The sequence below is a fragment of the Methylicorpusculum oleiharenae genome (genome assembly GCF_009828925.2).
GTDB lineage: Bacteria > Pseudomonadota > Gammaproteobacteria > Methylococcales > Methylomonadaceae > Methylicorpusculum > Methylicorpusculum oleiharenae.
Genome location: NZ_WUTY02000002.1, coordinates 221,501 through 237,910, shown reverse-complemented (window position 1 = coordinate 237,910; position 16,410 = coordinate 221,501). Strand labels below are relative to the sequence as shown.

Here is a 16,410-nt window from a genome sequence, read left to right as displayed (position 1 = left end):
AAATCACTTGTCTAAAAAAGACGATACGGTCTCGATACCTAATAAGCCCAGTTCCTTGGCTATTGCATGACGAGAATTTTTGTCGAGTCCTTTCGCTTCGGATAATGTCTTATTGGTATGCTGAGCAATGGCGTGCCAATGGTCAGTTGGGCTAAGTTCGGAAAGAATCGGTGGCTCGACGCCGGTCAGTTCTCGGTACCGATCGCGAGCGTAGTGACCACGGGCAGTATTGGTGGAGTAACCTTTTCTGGCCGCAAGTTTGTTGTGCGCTGCGAGAAAATCATCAAATGCCCATTTTTTGGGCAACCGCTTCTGCAAGCGTCTGGCCGCTATGCCGCTGCCCAGTGCTTTGATCGCTGCGGGTCGACACGGAACTTTTCGTCTCACACCGTTTTGATAGTGCGTTACCGTTACAAATCCTGTTGTTCGACCTTCTATGAGCGATTTTTTCAAATCAAGAAGCAACGCTTCTCTCACGGTAACGCCAAGGACCGACTGGAGTTCGAGTAGGTAACCGGCAAGGCTTTCACTATCGGGGAGACCGTTTTTGTCTAGCTGCAGTTTGTTAGTGGGGATATGGGAACAAGGTTGGATGCCGCAGTCGGTTACTGCGCCTACGGTTTGCCAGTCGTTGTCCATCAGCCTCATGACCGCATTCACAAAAGATAAGCTACTGGCCGCACCGGCTGTGCTTAAGCGTTTTCCGAGGTCGAATTCGGATTTTAAATACTGTCCGTAGCGGATAACGTGATCACGGGTAACCGATACAATGCTGTCAAGCTGATTACCGTCTTGGGTAGTTGACCATACGCAAAAACGTAACCAATGATTGATCAGTACCGGTCGCTTTTGTAATGGACAAGCCGGAAGGCGCGTTAAGGCTTCTTCGCCGCTTTTATACAAAGGATGACGGCGTACTTTGTGGTGTGTAAGCGTTTTGTCCATTAAGCGAGGCTATGCAAAGGATTCGATGAAAATCAGATCTAGCATGAAACGCTAATTGATAGTCGAGGTTAACGTTATCAGTGTGCGACGGAGCGACATGCCGGCTTCACTTTTGTTGAGTAAGCAGATCTCTTTTGCCATATCTAACGTAATGTAGGCATAGTGGTTTTCTTCTAAAAAGTAATCCTCACCCTGAACGTATCGGTACTCTTGAATGATAGAACGAATCCACTGTGAAAAATCAGTTTCGGTTTGAAGGATTTTATGAAGAACATGCCAGTCGAGTAAGATATCCAACGGCGTATTTGATCCCTTTAGTCTTCTGTATATCACCGATTTGTCGATATCAATTTTTTTAGATGCTAATAATGATTTATTTTGTTGGGACATAATAAAAAACCCTATAATTAATGTTAGGTATATTGGTAACTTTTATTTAATGCCTATTTAGATAGAACTTGGGTTGAAAGTTGTTTATAAAGTAAATAAGGCTTTGCAATGGAATATATTCATCATTCAAGTTGAGGCGGATAGCGTTCGATAACTCTTCTATTAAATCGTTCTCGATTTCAGTTTTCATTAAGGCTATTGTTTCTGAATTGAAATCAGTTATATCACTCATGCCAAGCCTGATTTCTGACCAGTATTTTATCCGATCAAAAATAACAGTTGACAGGTCATTTGATAGGGTAAGGATTTCGTTATCATTTGAGTCTTTTTCTTTAGTCGTAAGGATCATTATTCATAATATAAGTGTCGAAAAATTGAATATATTATTTTTATTGACGACTTAGCAACATCAAAAGGATCGACTTTTAAGCGCCTTTTCGTTCGTTTTTAGGGTGCTGAGCTATTTGTGAAAAATACTGGCGTCCAATTTTTAATGAATGATTTCATTTCTAAAAAATATTCGGACGAATATGCAAACGGGAATTTTCTTTTAAAGCTGCGAATATGTTCTTTATAAATGGAGGCCTGAATATCTTCAAGAATCGAAAACAGTAGATCATGATCCATACCGGGCTGGTAAATGTGGTCGCGTTTTTTTATGGCCCAGTAAAGAACGCGTGAAATCGTTAATTCATGCAAGTGACAAAACTCCCGATCTTCCTTTTCCCTGTCTCGCTCGGCAATTTTTTCGTTACGTTGCATATTCGCACACTGATTCATCAGTAGGTCCCGTTCGCATTGGATGAAATAGCGCCGAATTTTCCTGCCCATGTCATTACGTTCAATCATTGCCAATTCCTTGGCCATTTCGAGGGTGAGGGTGTAGTCGCAGGAATATTTTGTGCCACTTGGAAGCTGCTCCCCCGTTTTGGTGAGTAGGTAGTCAACACCTTTCTGAAACCCGTAGTCGGAAATGCGCTTTTTCATCCAGGTCGTGAAGTCACGACTGACTCCCATAGTCGCGTGGAGCGTCCTCCCGTCCACCACAAGTTGCTTGATGCCGGCGATTTCGCCGTCAACTACGGGAATAAGGCCTTTATTATCAATCGTTTTTACCACTTTGCTCATAAAAGTTCCTATAGATTTTGGAATTAGAAGTGGGCAGCATATTGCTTTAGACCAAGATCGGTTATAGCGAAAGACGCGGTTTTTCGGCTTCTTTCGTTTTCACTACCTTGTCGTCAAAATTGGCGATCAGCCCCACACCGCAGCAGCCGATAACCCGTGCACGCACGAGCTATCGGCCGCTCCGGTGTGGAGCCGGGGTGTGACCTATTGTTCTTTTACGTCGAGAGCAGGCGTAACCCGGCTCCTGGTGAAATCCTAAGGGGATTCCACCAACGCCTCTTTTTCTGCGGACACACTTCTCTCGACGGGGTGAGCATAAGGTGCTTGGGAACAGCCTCCCAGCAGGGCTACAGGTAAAAGGGCGTCAGTGCGCTATTTGTTTCGACGCCGCGCGAGGCGAAAAATTGCTGAAATTACGCCGTGCAGGTGGGTGTCAATCGGGCTGCCATACATTTTCTATGGACAGGCGCTGCCTCGTTCTGAGCGGTTTCAACGTGAAAATCCAGCGAATCCCAACTTTTCCTAAATGGAATTTGGATGCGTGGAGTTGGTAAGCCGCTGTTTCTTTTGGGAAATTTGGCTTGGAATGAACAAAGACTAAAGTGTCTATGTTGAGAAAAAGCGGCGGGGGAAAAAATTTTGGCCGATTTCCGGGTGGGACGCAAAGGCGCCGTCTTACGGACTGATCTTGCGTGCAAGGGTTAAAAATTCACCCGTTCTTTCAGGGTAATTGAATTTTGGATTAATGTGCGTGAAAACAACGCCTCAAAGCACAACTTACTAAAATATAGGATAATTATACTGACGCATAACATTTATGCGATCAGTGGACGCAACTTGGGCGCGATGATTTTCCGGCTATTTTGCCGGTAAAGAAGGGTCCCGGTGGCTTCCTGCCGCCTTAGCGGTCCGGGGGATCTCGGATCTGTTTAGCGTGCTCCCGTAGCACGACTTATCGGGATAGAGGCATCCTGCTGCACAAAACCCATCAACGAACTTCAATTTTCTAATGATCCTCCAGAGATTGTCAACTGGCATGCACCACAAAATCGAAAGAGGCCGAAAAACCGCGTCTTTCGGTCGAGCAAACGCGTTTGGCTGTGTGTAAGCTTGAAGTAAGACATCCGCACGACGAATTAGTGAAATTTAGCAGTCAAGCATGCGTTGCTATTAGTACGGTATTAAGCCATGCGCTAGACAGATGCTGGACGCGCATAGGACATTAGCCGGACAAGTGTCGGACTAGAGATAAGGGAGAACGATTTGAAAACAAAAGAAGAAGGGCTCAAAGTACTAGAAGGATTAAAAGTTGATATGGGGAACAAGAGCGGAACGATGTTAATGCGGACTCTGTACGATCAGATTGAGACATCACTAGCCTCGGGTGTGACGAGAGAAATAATACTGAAAAAGCTGAACGAAACTTATGATCGAAGGATAACTCTTCAATCCTTCGACAAAAACTTATACCGCATCAGAAAAGAAAGAAAACAAAAGGGCGTTACTCGAAAAAATAGTTATACAGACCTTATATCAGATAATATTATTAATCAAGTATATCCATATGTTGATAATGGAAATAATGATAAATCGATCATAAGCGACCAAGCCCATCTTATGGATAAAGAGAATACCAATGATAGAGTCGATATTAAAGAAGATGACTCTAAAAAATATCATACTCCGGATGACATAAGGAAAATTAGAGAAAAAACGCTAAAAGAATTAGATGATGATCTTAATGGTAATTATGATTGAGCAACATTTAATTATAAAAATATTTTTAAATTTTATAAAGGTAATCAATAAATGAAAGTCGTCGTTATGAATTACACTGGTACTGTTGGAAAAACCACAATCGCCTCGCATTTGCTCCTGCCACGCATAAATAACTCTTCGATAATTGCGGTAGAAAGTTTTAATGAATCGGCAGCCGGTATTGGAATAAAAGTTGATCAAATTAAGGCTGATAAATTTAAAGAGATATTTAGGAAAATAATTGATACGGATGCACCGATTATTGATGTAGGGACATCGAATATCGAAAACTTTCTTAATGGAATGAATCGGTTCAGTGCGACGCATGAGGAAATTAATTTCTTTGTTATACCGGTGACAAGCGGCACGAAGGAGCAGAGAGAAACCATTTCGATGATCATGACGCTAAAGGAATTCGGCATACCTGACAGTAAAATACGACTCATATTTAACCGGGTAGAATCAAATGTTGAAGAAGAATTTCTCGTATTATTGAATTACACAAAAAAAAATAACATACCAATCAACAACAAAGCGCTTATTTTTGAAAGTGAGCTATTTGACGAACTGGCGATAAAAAAAATGACGATTAAAAAATTGCAGGAAGATAACAAGGATTACAGGGCGCTTCTGCGCGAAAACAAAGAGGCGGATCAAAAACAACGTGATCACTGGATCGATATGTATGGGCTGAAATGCCTTGCTAAGCACGTTAGCAAAAATCTTGACGACTGTTTCGCCGAGCTATTCGGCTAATGAGCGTGAACGAGATAAGGCCTGGACGGGGAAAAAGGGCAGCACTGCTTATTGAAGCCATTGATGAAATTAGCATCCTGATTCAACAGATCGGCGAAGTTGAAGCTAAATTCATGCCTCTCGTTGCTGAACTGGAAAATAAGCTGGTCGCTTCGATTGCTCGGGTAGACAGCCATGCCCTCGAAAAACAGGCCGAATTTTCCAGGGTGGCCGACCGGGAAAAAAAAGTCTTCGAAGCCAAGCTGAATACGGCCGTGACCAAAACCGTCAATCGGATGGTCAATGAGGTAGAACGTGCGGACGGCTTGTCAGTGCGATCGCAAGTTTTAATCGCTCTGACAATCGCCATTACGGCATCGGCAATCAGTGTTTACGGATCGTATTGGCTGTTTGGTAGAGAACAGGCTGAACAGGCCGCAATCGGAAGGGCGGTAATGGCGGTGTGGAATGAGTTGGACGAAAAAAGCAAGTCGAAGATTGAGCAAGCGTATTAGTGCTGATGACCCCAACCTAAAGACCGGAGCTGATTTTTTAGTGTCCGGTTTTTTTACGCCAAGACTTTTAATCACTTTGCGCCCTCAAAAGGCGCACTAAAAAGCACCTCTTTCAACCCACTTGAAAATCAAATTGTGTAGCTTAATAGAAGCTTAATAGATGATTTAAGGTTGTTGGAGTATCGCCATGCAAAAAAGCTTAGTTGTGCGTGTTTTAAAGTGTGTCAATAAGGCAAGGTTGTTTGCCGCTCTGCTTTTATTGACGTCTTGTTACTCGTTTGTCGCTCATGCAGCGCCTACCGGTCTAACGGCAACAAAGGGTAGCCAAGCTAACGGCATTGCTCTTCAATGGCAAGACACGGCCTCGTCCACCTATAGAATTTATCGGGCTTTGGGGGTTAATGGGATCATGACGCAAATCGCCACGGTTACTACTAAAACCTACCAGGATACTTCTGCAGATAATGGGGTCACCTATGGCTACCGAATTAGAAACGCAGCTGGAACGTGGAGTAATATCGATTATGGCTATCAAAAATTACCCGCACAATCATTAGGTCCAACCGTTGCTAATGGATACACCAAAATCTCTGCAGGTAATCATCATAGTTTAGCGTTAAAAGCGGACGGACGATTGTTTGCATCCGGTTTAAATGCTAACGGTCAACTGGGCGACGGAACAGTGTCTCAATCGACAGTTTTCAAACCCGTATTGACCGGTGTTTCCGATATGCTTGCCGGAGCCTCCGTGTCGTTCGCGTTGAAAACCAACGGCACACTCTGGGCGACAGGAAGCGGTTATTCAAACACTTGGCAGCAAATATTGACTGGCGTTTCATCCCTGCATACCAACTACAATAAATCAACTTTTTGGGCCGTTGTTTCAGGCGTTGCTTATACCGGTACCCAGGCCACAAATTGGGCACCAACACTCTCGCTGAAAATCTTGGAAACGGAGCTTTAGCGAAGTGAAGATTTTTAGTCCCCGATAGCCGTAGCGCCGGGCGGGTTTTCGGAGCTTGCGGAGAAAACCTGCAAGGCATCGCGAAACGGCGTTAAGTCATGCGAGAGCCAATGTTTCGACCCCTTGTTGGGTCGAAACGAGGCGACGCGGACGAATCGGGGCCGCCGGAGGCATCAGTGGTCGCGTAATTTTTGCTGCTTGATTGGGCTGGGATGCCCAAAACAAGCTTTCGCAAAAATAGCGACTCCCCGCATACGAATATTAAGCAAATCACCTCTGTGCTATCGGGCACCACGCCGGTTATTGTTACCCTCAGAAATGATGGTAGTTTGTTCGAAGGCTCAACACAAAGATCAACCGGTATTAAAAAGATACAAACTGTCGTCTATGGGAACTGTGGCTCTAGTTGCGTTAATAGTTATGTGATTTTGTCGTTACGATACGACAACAGCCTGTGGGCGTTCAGAGGTAATACCAATCTACCTGATGGCTCGGGTCGTTTTACAACAACGGCATTTCGTAAAGTTCTGGATAATGTTAAGGATGTTTCCGCAACAGAAGGCGCTTTGTCGGTAAACAATGTGGTTCTTGCTACCCTGAATGACGGCTCTCTCTGGTCCGCCGGCAGAGGAACTTCAACCGGACAAAACGGTGATGGATCGACTTTTACCCCTTACTGGAAACAAGTTTTCGATCAAGTTTCTTTTACTTCAATTGGCATTTACCATTCGCTCGCGTTAAGGACCAACGGCACTATTTGGGTTACGGGAGACAATCCAACGGGTTTGCACGGCCTAAGTCATACTGATGGCACTCAATTTTGGACACGAACTGGATTAATCAGACCGAACAAAGTTCAAAATCTTAATGCAACCGATGGAACGGAATATGGTCGCATTTTAATTACCTGGACGCCGAGCCCGGATGCGACAAAATACGATCTTTATCGATCGTTCAGGTCCGGCGATAAAGGCAGCTTGTTGGCTTCTAATTTAACATCCGCCAGTTTTGTTCATAACACAGGTTTGAGCAGTACGCACCAATTCTATACAGTCGTAGCAAAAAATGATGAGCAACCAGGCAATATATTATTCAGTCCGGACTCTGATCAAGACGTAGGTTTTGGCAAGATTGTTCCGATTTTGACTGATGTCACGACTAGCCAAGGAACATCAACCGGCAATATCAGACTTCAATGGCCCAGTCATCCCGATGCAACGGGTTACGAAATCTGGCGGGCTTCGAGTCCAACAGCGCCCCCTACCAAGATTGCCACGCTGACATCGGTACCCGTCAGTAGCTACCAAGACTCAACAGTCCAAGGTGTTGCCTCCTACTTTTATACGTTAAAAGTAATCGTCGGCTCACTCATTGGTCCCCAAAGCAATCTAGCCGAGGGGTGGGCCAATGCACCGCCCACCACTGCGGTGCTAACATTATCGGCTGGATCTACAGTCGCTAGCGATCTTACCCTCCCAACAATCATCGACCCCAATGTCACAGCCGGCAAATCAGAGGCATTTACTTACAGTATTACAGAACAACCTACGGCGGGGACACTGTCTATCGACTCTGGCAGTTTCCTGTACACGCCCCCTGCCGACGGTAAATTCTCTGGGACTTTATCCTTTAAGTTCAGAGTCACTGATAAGGGTGGTGCGACTCTGGTGAGTAATGGGACTATCAATGTACTCTGCGATAATCCAACCATCTCATCCTTATCGCTGCCAGTCAGTTCGGTTTTGCAAGCAGCGCCCTTTTATGCCGATGCCACTTATTCCTTTCCAGAATGCTCGACTAACAGTCGCGTCAAATTGGATGTGCTTGACGGCAATAGCGTCGAGGTCGTCTCAGGGATTAACCAGTCGACCCCAAAAGGTATTAACCAAGTCAGACCATTCCTCAGTCATGGTATAGCTTCCCTTGGAACTTATATCGTTCGCCTGACCGCAGCAAGTGACTCAGGATCAACAAGCAGGACCGCCCTACTCACGGTTAATGCAATCAACCTACCGAATCTGACGGTATCGCCATCGCAACAGGTCATCATTAATGAAACCCATGTACAGGCTAAATTAACCCACCCAACGCAGATCAATTGTCCATTTACCACTGATCTGGCTGCGGCAATGACGGATCCGTCTAAGTGTCATCTGACCTTACACTCTTCAGCGCCTGGATTAGTGCGGGATAATACGGGGGACTTGCCCGCACTGTCAGGAATTATAAGCGGTGCCGGAAACTATGACATCACCGCGGAAGTATTTAAGCACGATGGCACCGCTATGGTTAAGGTGGGTCAAGTGATAAGAAACACCGTGGTGTCTTGTGCCGCGCCGGTTATTAATACCCTGGATATTCCCAAATTATTGCCCAACGAGATACCCCGTTATTCAGCCGTCTATAAAGCCTATTCCTGCAATGGCCCTTTGACAGGTTCGTTAGTCATTAAAAAGGGTTTTCAAACGGTTGAGACCTTGCCTTTATCATCGCTTGCTCATGGTGACAATGCCACCTTGACTCGCTCTGGAACCGGTCTAACCGTCGGTGACTACACGGCTGAACTCAGCATTACGGGTGCAGCCGGAACTCAGCTTAAAACCCAGGCTTTCTCTGTTGAAGACGTTACTTTGCCCGCGTTAAATGTAAGTCATGAAGTCATTCCTCAAGGGGAAGTCCATCTTCAGGCGAGTCTTCAGTCATTACGCAATACCAATTGCTCATTAACCAGCGTCCAATCCGAAGCCGAGAATGATACAAAAAAATGTTATGTGACATTAACTACGAACATTCAAGCTATGCAAGCCAATTTTGATGCGTCAGGTTTGCCCACGTTGTCGGGTTATCCTTACGTTGTTGGTGAATACACACTACAAGCGAGGGTATCTCGTTGGGCATCCGGCGTCCGCTACGACGCTAAACCCATCACTAAAACCATCAGGGTAACAGCTGTTATCCAATCTCAATTCGAATTTACTGGAAAAAATAACGTTTTCATTGGCATTGAAAAACTGAATTTAACATTAAAGCAATTATCAGGACCGTTGTGTGTGTTATTTGACAACGAACAAACTGCTGAAATAGAAGCATCAAGGGGTAAACGTGCGTGCTTTGTCACGACTACCGGCACAGACAGTTTGACCAAAAAATTGTCCCTTAATCAGTATAAACTAGAAGGCTCTTTAAATAAGATAGGTAGAACGACCCTGGGTTTATCGATAAAACGCTATTTCCCCAACGGATCTAGCATGATCTTACAAAACAGCCACTTTGATGTTACCGTTAATGAACTACCACCTCCCGAATTAACCCTTAGAGGGGGTCAAAAAATCATTGCCAATAAATACTACGTTCCCCTCAACCAAGCGGTAACACGAGCAATCGTTTCAGCGGGCGTCACAACCGCAGCCAAGATGAAAATTTCCATCCAGGATAGCGCTCAAAATTTCGAGCGTGAAAACGTTTCTAATGGCGCCGGTTACTGGGTTACAACACCAGAGCTTAAATTGCTGGAAGAAAGGAATTTAAGGTTGCGGGTTGCCTGGCAAGATTACCCACAGCTATTTAAAGAGTACCTGATCACGGCTGTAGGCGGGACTGAAAGTAACATGCGGCTGTCTATCGACACGCCGACAAAAACGCCTGACACGGAAATGATTACCGTTAGGGTCAGGGTGGGTAAGTTATTAAAAAACGGCGTTAAATACACCCCGGAGACGATGGGTAATTGGCGCGTTAAAATTCTAGCCGAGACCAACAATGATCCTGATAGACAGGCGGTGACTGAATCTGTGGATTTGGTTGATGGAGTTGCTACTTTTCGTATCAATCCATCGGGGCATCATTTCATGAAATTAACCGCTGCTGCCGAGTTAGTCTCTTCGGTTGAGGGGCTTGAAAGCACACTGCTTTCACCAACGCGTTATGTGCAAGTCGTTAAGGGATCTCCTATTCAAGGAACTGTAGTTGCAAATACCCGTGAAGCACCTTGGCCCAAAGCATTCCGTTTAAAACTGAACATGACTTTAGACAACCGTGCCGCTCTCCAGAGTGCCACTTGGTATGAAAGCGATGATGAGGGATCTACGTGGATAAACTACAATCCTGCCAATACGTTCGCCTATAGCCTGGCTATGGATTCGCCCGGGAAAAAGTTGATCCGGGTTAAAATGGTTAATAAAAACACCTTGTTAGAAAGTTACTCTGATCCGGTTGAATTATTCTCCTACGCCAAGGTTGTCGCTAAGATTATAGGCCCTCGCCACGCCCACCCAGATCAACCGGTTACTTTTTCAGCAGAGCATCTAAATAATGGTTCAGCCATTCGGGATACTGTTGATCAATGGACGATTGACTCGTCAACAGGCAGAGAAAGATTCACCGGAAAAACGATTACATTTACCCCGCAATCAGAAGGAAAGGTCTCACTCACCTTACGATCCAGACCTTCAAATACCAGTGAAACAGACCCTAATTCCTGGACAACAATCCGTAGCCATCTCGGTATTACAGCCCCGAGCAGCCCGACTATTAACGCACAAGGACCGCGCAATGTCGAAACGGGCAAGACTTATCGCTATACTGGCACTGCCAGGCCGTCATGGGGTTCAATCCAAAGTGTCAATAACTTGATTACCGAATGGCAGTTACCTGATGGTAAAACTGTATCGGGACGAACGCTAGATTGGACGCCGACTACTCAGGATTTGATTGATACCAAACCATTGATTTTTCGATCATGGGTCAGCGGCTATAAAGAGACTACGTCTAAAGAAACCACTATAAAATACGTGCCATGGCAATATGTCTGGCCAAACTTCACCGTGTCCGTTAAACAATTTACGCCACAAGCGCCCTCAGACCTTGCTTTGCAGGTCACTCATGACGCACCAAAAATGAATACCCGCTTTGAGGGGCTTAGTTATCACTGGTCATATCCAGAAAGTGTGAACGGTCGCAGTAATGAAGCCTCCCCTTCCAGGGCAATGGTCCAAGTTTTACAGGCGGGTCAGTACATTGTTTCCATTACCATCAAGGATAAACGAGGCCATCAAACCGTATTGAATCAGCAGGTCTCAGCAGAAGAACCGGTGCCTTATAGAGCTCAACTCAGGCTTGCAAAGTCCAATCTAGCTGATCGGGCCCCTATGTCAATCACGGTTAGGCCTACTGTTTCCGGCGGTCATCCGCTGGATTCTGTTATCGCCCAATCTTGGTCTGTTGATGGAGCAGTCATTGATGAGTATCAGAATCGACCTTTTATGATCACCACTATTGCTGAACCTGGTGACCACACCATTAGCTACACGCTGCATAGCAAAATGGGTAAAACCATGACCTCTAATGCACATATTCACTTAACTAAAAACCAATTGCCCACCTGTGAATTGATCTCAAAACCAAATTCATTTGTTGTCTATGTTGAATCAAAATGCACCGATCCTGACGGCAAAGTTATTGGTTATTCGTGGCGGGTAAACGACCAACCGATTGGCTCAACATCCTACCGGATCAGTTTCAGCAAATCCGGACAACCCCAGTCTGCCAAAGTGACTATCATTGCCATGGATGACGCCAAGGAATTATCTGTTCCGGTGTCTATTCATGTTAATTATTGATGAGCCGTGGCGTTGCTTTATTGATTAATCACGGGTTAATCTTATCGCTACTTTTGATAGCAGGAGCGGCAATGGCAAATAATGAGGGAGCCGCTCCTGATTCTGAAAATAATCAGGCGCAAACCCTAATCGAACGCGCTTCACAGCAATTCGATTTCTTCGCCATGCAATTGCCGCTTGTGATCAAAGCACGGATTGAAGCTTTTATGAAAAAGGGTTTTCGCGCTGTTTTGATTGAAGATCCTGAAGCCGCGCCTGCCGAAGAAAAAAAGGTTCAATCACTTACTGATGGCTTGCGGAGTATCGATAGCGCTTTTGAAGATGACAGGGCCGCCTATCAAAGAGAACGAAAAGGCGATGGTAGATAAACGGCTATCTGCAAAATGAAGTTGGAATGAAGGCCGACAATCTTGATCATTGAACTTGATCAAGTGGTTGGAATTTGACTGTCGGATAGCTCTTGGCTTGGTTGGGTTGGATTATACCGTCTTGTTACGCCCCCTATGTATAGTGTGCAACTATGTATAGCCGTAAATTTCCATCTGCGGCAAAGGCTGGTTTCACTGGAGTTTCAAACACCCCTCAGCTCAGAAGCTTTACATAGTTTTACCGAATTTCTGAGGTGAAGATTTATTCGCTTCCGAAATTTCAACGACCTCTGCCAACCTTCACTCATGCAGACAACTGATTGAGTGCAAATTCGCTCCCGTTTTTTATGATTTCATGCCTAACTTGCATTAATGACGCCGTGAATTTCATCCATTAAAGCTATCGTCCAACAGGGAAGGAGTTTACGCAGCCCGCCAAGCATTAAAACTATGTGTAGCACTCCACTGGCAACAGCTAGTGGTTGGTGGGGTAAACGTCGAAATAAATCCCATCTATTCATAGTTGGGCACTATACATAGGGGTCGTTATTTATGGATAGCTATCCATAGTGACCCGTACTTGACGGTCGAAGGTTTGCGCTTAATGTCGGCAGGCGGCCAATGAGCTGACATTCAACGTAGAGCTAACCGGCGCTGCGCGGCTTTATCGCGCAGCGTCCAGCGACTGAAAGGAGCGAGGTTGAGCGCCAAGTTAGGCGGCAAACTAGGGTTCATCGCGCAACCGCTCCCGCGCTTCACGCAAAAAATCCGGATAGTCTTTGTCAAACGGCATGGCTAGGTTCGTTTCAAAAACGCAGCAGAGGTTCCAGAGTGCTCGTTCTTCAGCTTGATCCTCAATGACCAATTTATCCGTGTTGCTGAAGCGTTGAAGAAATTCAAACAGGACAATTGCCTCGTCAGACGTGATGGTAAATTGAACTTCAAGTCGATCTTCGGGCGTCATTGGCTTGCTGCCCATCGCTCACGCAAACCGCCGGCATCGCGCACGCGCGGTGTCGGCCAACAGGCTCTAGCCTGTTGGCGGTCGGCGTTGAGCGTGTTGTTAGACAGCATGGCCAAGGTTCCTTCGGGTTGCTCTCGCTTCGAGGGACCACTCGAATCGTTCAGCCAGTCGTTGAGCTGATTCAATGGCAATGGAACGATACAAATCTTCTGCCTTCGCAATCTCGACGTCCTCGCGTTCGAGTGCGCGTGATGCCCAGTATTTGCGTAATTCTCCGACAGGCAGAGTGTCAGTCTCAAAATCGATGGCGATGAAGACGGTCAGGTCCGGATCGTTACTCAGTCCCGACCAATGCGTCAACTTGGAGAGGGCCCGAGCTGATTCGATAACGCTCATCCGCCCCTCCATAAGGTCGAGCGCACGCGCACGGATCATTCTGCAGTGCTCTTCCCACTGCGGAACGTTATGAACGTGAGGAGGCGGTTTCATGTGCATTAGCTGCCATCTAACGATCAAGGTAACCGGGCGCGACACGGAAAGCTGAAAAATGAACCCGTAGTATAACCGCGCTCCGGTTGAGCGACGGGTTGGACGAAGCCGCTAACGCGGAGAAGAGTCGCGGCGCCTGGTATTTTATAAAATGTAACCTCAAGCCCTCATTCCGAGGGAACATTCCACTACGAATCATGAGGTTACGCGTCAATGACAACATCTTCCGAATCCCCTTTCAAGCAAAACTATCAAACCCATCTTAAACACCTTAAACTCAAAGGGCTCCAGCCAAAGACGATAGAGGCTTACGCCCGTGCTATTCGCCGCGTCGGCGAGTATTTCGACGAACAGATTGAGAACCTGTCCGAAGCGCAGTTGACCGATTATTTCACCGATTTGCTGGCGTCTCATTCCTGGAGTTCGGTCAAACTCGATCTCTACGGCCTTAAATTCTATTATATCCATGTGCTGCGTAAACCCTGGGTCGCTCCCGGTCTGATCAAACCGCCCAGAGCCCAACGTTTGCCGGACATCGTGACCGTGGAAGAGGCGCGGCAGCTTTTCTCGGCCACTCGTACGCTCAGTTACCGAGTCTTCTTTTTTACGCTCTACAGTCTTGGCCTACGCCTCGGCGAGGGCTTGCGGCTGCAAGTGGGCGATATAGACGCCGAACGCCAGCGCGTGCATATCCGCGATGCCAAGGGCAACAAGGACAGACTTGTCCCTTTGCCGGCGGTGACATTGGATTTGCTTCGCCGTTTCTGGAAAGTCCATCGCAATCCGGTCCTGCTGTTTCCCAACCGCCACGGCGGCTTGAATGGGGCAGGCCAGGCGATCACGCCGCTGGATCGCGGCGGCGTGCAAGCCACATTGCGCCAAGTCGCGCAAGATTGCGGCTTAAAAAAAAGATTAGCCCGCATTGTCTCCGTCACAGCTACGCCACCCATCTGATCGAAGCCGGCGTCGATCTGCTGGAAGTGCAGAAAATCCTCGGCCACCACAGTATCCTCACTACCGCCCGCTATACCCACCTGACCGATGGCACGAATCAGAACGCCAACCAACTGATCAATGCCTTGATGAATGGCTTTGCCATCGACTGGGGGAAGGTCAGATGATTTTACTATCCACCGTCATCGAAACCTTCGAAGCCGACTTGCTTGGGCATTATCAAGATTCGCTGTTGCCCAGTCACCGGCAAGCACTAGCCGCCATGAAGCACTGTCGCACCTCGCAAAGTCCCGTCATGCTGGCGAAATGCGATGACTGCGATAGCCAACGCTTCGTCCCGCATTCCTGCGGCCATCGAAACTGCCCGCATTGCCAGTCTCACGAATCTCAACAATGGTTGGAAAGGCAATTGCAAAGGCAGGTGCCCGCCGAGTATTTTTTGGTGACCTTCACCTTGCCCAAGGAACTCAGGGCGCTGGCCTGGCAACAGCAACGTACCCTTTACAGCTTGATGACCGGCTGTAGCTGGGAGACACTGAAAACCTTCACGCAAAACGACCCGCAGCTCAAAGGCAATGCCGGCGCTATCACGGTACTACACACCCATTCCCGCCGTCTCGACTACCACCCGCATGTCCATTGCGTGATACCGGCGGCGGCCATTGATACGGAAAAGCGCCTGTGGCGAACCAAACGCGGCAAAAAAGGCCAAGACAAAAAACAAACCGGCTACTTGTTCAACCACAAGGCATTGGCCAAGGTCTTTCGCGCTAAACTGCTCGAAGCGATCACTCAAGCGGGACTTGATCTGCCGCACCGGTATCCCGAAAAATGGGTCGTCGACGTCAAGTCCGTCGGCAGTGGCGATAAGGCGTTGGTTTATCTCGGACGCTATCTTTATAAAGGCGTCATCCAGGAAAAAGACATTGTCGCCTGCCGGGACGGCCAAGTGACGTTTCGCTACCAAGACAGTAAAACCCGCCAAATGCGGACTCGAACGCTGCCCGGCGCCCAATTCCTGTGGCTGATTCTCCGGCATGTCTTACCCAAGGGCTTCAGGCGCACCCGCAACTTCGGCTTTTTGCATCCCAACAGCAAACGGCTGATTGGATTGTTGCAATACCTGCTTGGCTTGAATCCAAACCGGGCGCTGGCATGGCTGAGAAAACGGCCGGTACTCACCTGCGCCTGCTGCGGCGGAGAAATGCGGATTGTGAAAACGCGCATCCTGCCGATCTTACGCAGCCAGACAATGCCCGCCGGCCAACCGGGTTGAGGGTGCCACAGGCTATGTAAACGATTAACATAACCCACCATACGATCATCGGCCTTTCCAAGGCCGACAGCTTCGTTCGGCCAAAATTAGGGCTAAAATACCCCCAAAAGCGGCCTTCCGATGCCATCGAAGCGATAGGTCACCACTCCTATGTGAGTTCTGGGTCTTGAAGCGGTAACCAGGCCTTCGCTACCCCAGAACTCCGAAAAGCTATTTTCTTATATAAAGCATACCGTCAGCACTGTGATCACCGGGCTTGTCCAACAATCGGTTCAGATTGTGGTTCGCGTTACTCACACAATCTAA

At 47.1% G+C, this 16,410-nt stretch carries 12 protein-coding genes and 1 pseudogene; 8 read left to right on the top strand and 5 right to left on the bottom strand.

Annotated elements, in window-relative coordinates:
* Positions 1–3: 3 nt before the first annotated feature.
* From GO003_RS24485 to GO003_RS24475, 3 genes are all read right to left on the bottom strand, one after another.
* The gene (locus tag GO003_RS24485) at positions 4–945 is read right to left on the bottom strand and encodes a hypothetical protein (protein WP_159655265.1); all 942 of its coding nucleotides are present in this window, start codon (positions 943–945) and stop codon (positions 4–6) included.
* Positions 946–996: 51 nt separating this feature from the next.
* Positions 997–1,335 carry an antA/AntB antirepressor family protein gene (locus tag GO003_RS24480; protein ID WP_159655263.1) on the bottom strand — a complete coding sequence of 113 codons (339 nt, stop codon included), beginning with the start codon at positions 1,333–1,335 and terminating at the stop codon, positions 997–999.
* Positions 1,336–1,782: 447 nt separating this feature from the next.
* Positions 1,783–2,463, bottom strand: coding sequence for an antA/AntB antirepressor family protein (locus tag GO003_RS24475; RefSeq protein WP_159655261.1), 681 nt, complete (start codon positions 2,461–2,463; stop codon positions 1,783–1,785).
* 1,263 nt (positions 2,464–3,726) lie between these two features.
* On the opposite strand from GO003_RS24475, the gene GO003_RS24470 reads away from it, so the two are divergent.
* From GO003_RS24470 to GO003_RS24445, 6 genes are all read left to right on the top strand, one after another.
* Positions 3,727–4,221, top strand: coding sequence for a hypothetical protein (locus GO003_RS24470; RefSeq protein WP_159658919.1), 495 nt, complete (start codon positions 3,727–3,729; stop codon positions 4,219–4,221).
* 51 nt (positions 4,222–4,272) lie between these two features.
* Positions 4,273–4,977: a StbB family protein gene (stbB, locus tag GO003_RS24465; RefSeq protein ID WP_159658920.1), complete on the top strand. Its 705-nt coding sequence runs from the start codon at positions 4,273–4,275 to the stop codon at positions 4,975–4,977.
* A gap of 5 nt (positions 4,978–4,982) precedes the next feature.
* Positions 4,983–5,471: a hypothetical protein gene (locus tag GO003_RS24460; protein WP_159658921.1), complete on the top strand. Its 489-nt coding sequence runs from the start codon at positions 4,983–4,985 to the stop codon at positions 5,469–5,471.
* A gap of 187 nt (positions 5,472–5,658) precedes the next feature.
* A complete protein-coding gene (locus tag GO003_RS24455; RefSeq protein ID WP_159658922.1) occupies positions 5,659–6,435 on the top strand; it encodes an RCC1 domain-containing protein in 777 nt (258 codons plus the stop codon).
* A 212-nt stretch (positions 6,436–6,647) separates the two neighbouring features.
* Positions 6,648–12,053, top strand: a complete 5,406-nt coding sequence (locus tag GO003_RS24450) for an Ig-like domain-containing protein (RefSeq protein ID WP_159655950.1) — start codon at positions 6,648–6,650, stop codon at positions 12,051–12,053.
* A 71-nt stretch (positions 12,054–12,124) separates the two neighbouring features.
* Positions 12,125–12,421, top strand: a complete 297-nt coding sequence (locus GO003_RS24445; protein ID WP_159655952.1) for a hypothetical protein — start codon at positions 12,125–12,127, stop codon at positions 12,419–12,421.
* A 724-nt stretch (positions 12,422–13,145) separates the two neighbouring features.
* Here GO003_RS24445 and GO003_RS24440 read toward each other — a convergent pair.
* Both GO003_RS24440 and GO003_RS24435 read right to left on the bottom strand, forming a co-directional pair.
* Positions 13,146–13,385: a hypothetical protein gene (locus GO003_RS24440; RefSeq protein WP_159655954.1), complete on the bottom strand. Its 240-nt coding sequence runs from the start codon at positions 13,383–13,385 to the stop codon at positions 13,146–13,148.
* 99 nt (positions 13,386–13,484) lie between these two features.
* Positions 13,485–13,781: a hypothetical protein gene (locus GO003_RS24435; RefSeq protein WP_159655956.1), complete on the bottom strand. Its 297-nt coding sequence runs from the start codon at positions 13,779–13,781 to the stop codon at positions 13,485–13,487.
* A 306-nt stretch (positions 13,782–14,087) separates the two neighbouring features.
* Between GO003_RS24435 and GO003_RS24430 the strand changes: the two are divergent.
* Positions 14,088–14,995: pseudogene (locus tag GO003_RS24430) on the top strand (tyrosine-type recombinase/integrase).
* Positions 14,992–16,104, top strand: coding sequence for an IS91 family transposase (locus GO003_RS24420; protein WP_159656944.1), 1,113 nt, complete (start codon positions 14,992–14,994; stop codon positions 16,102–16,104). The pseudogene GO003_RS24430 and the gene GO003_RS24420 overlap by 4 nt, the downstream one beginning before the upstream one ends.
* Positions 16,105–16,410 lie beyond the last annotated feature (306 nt).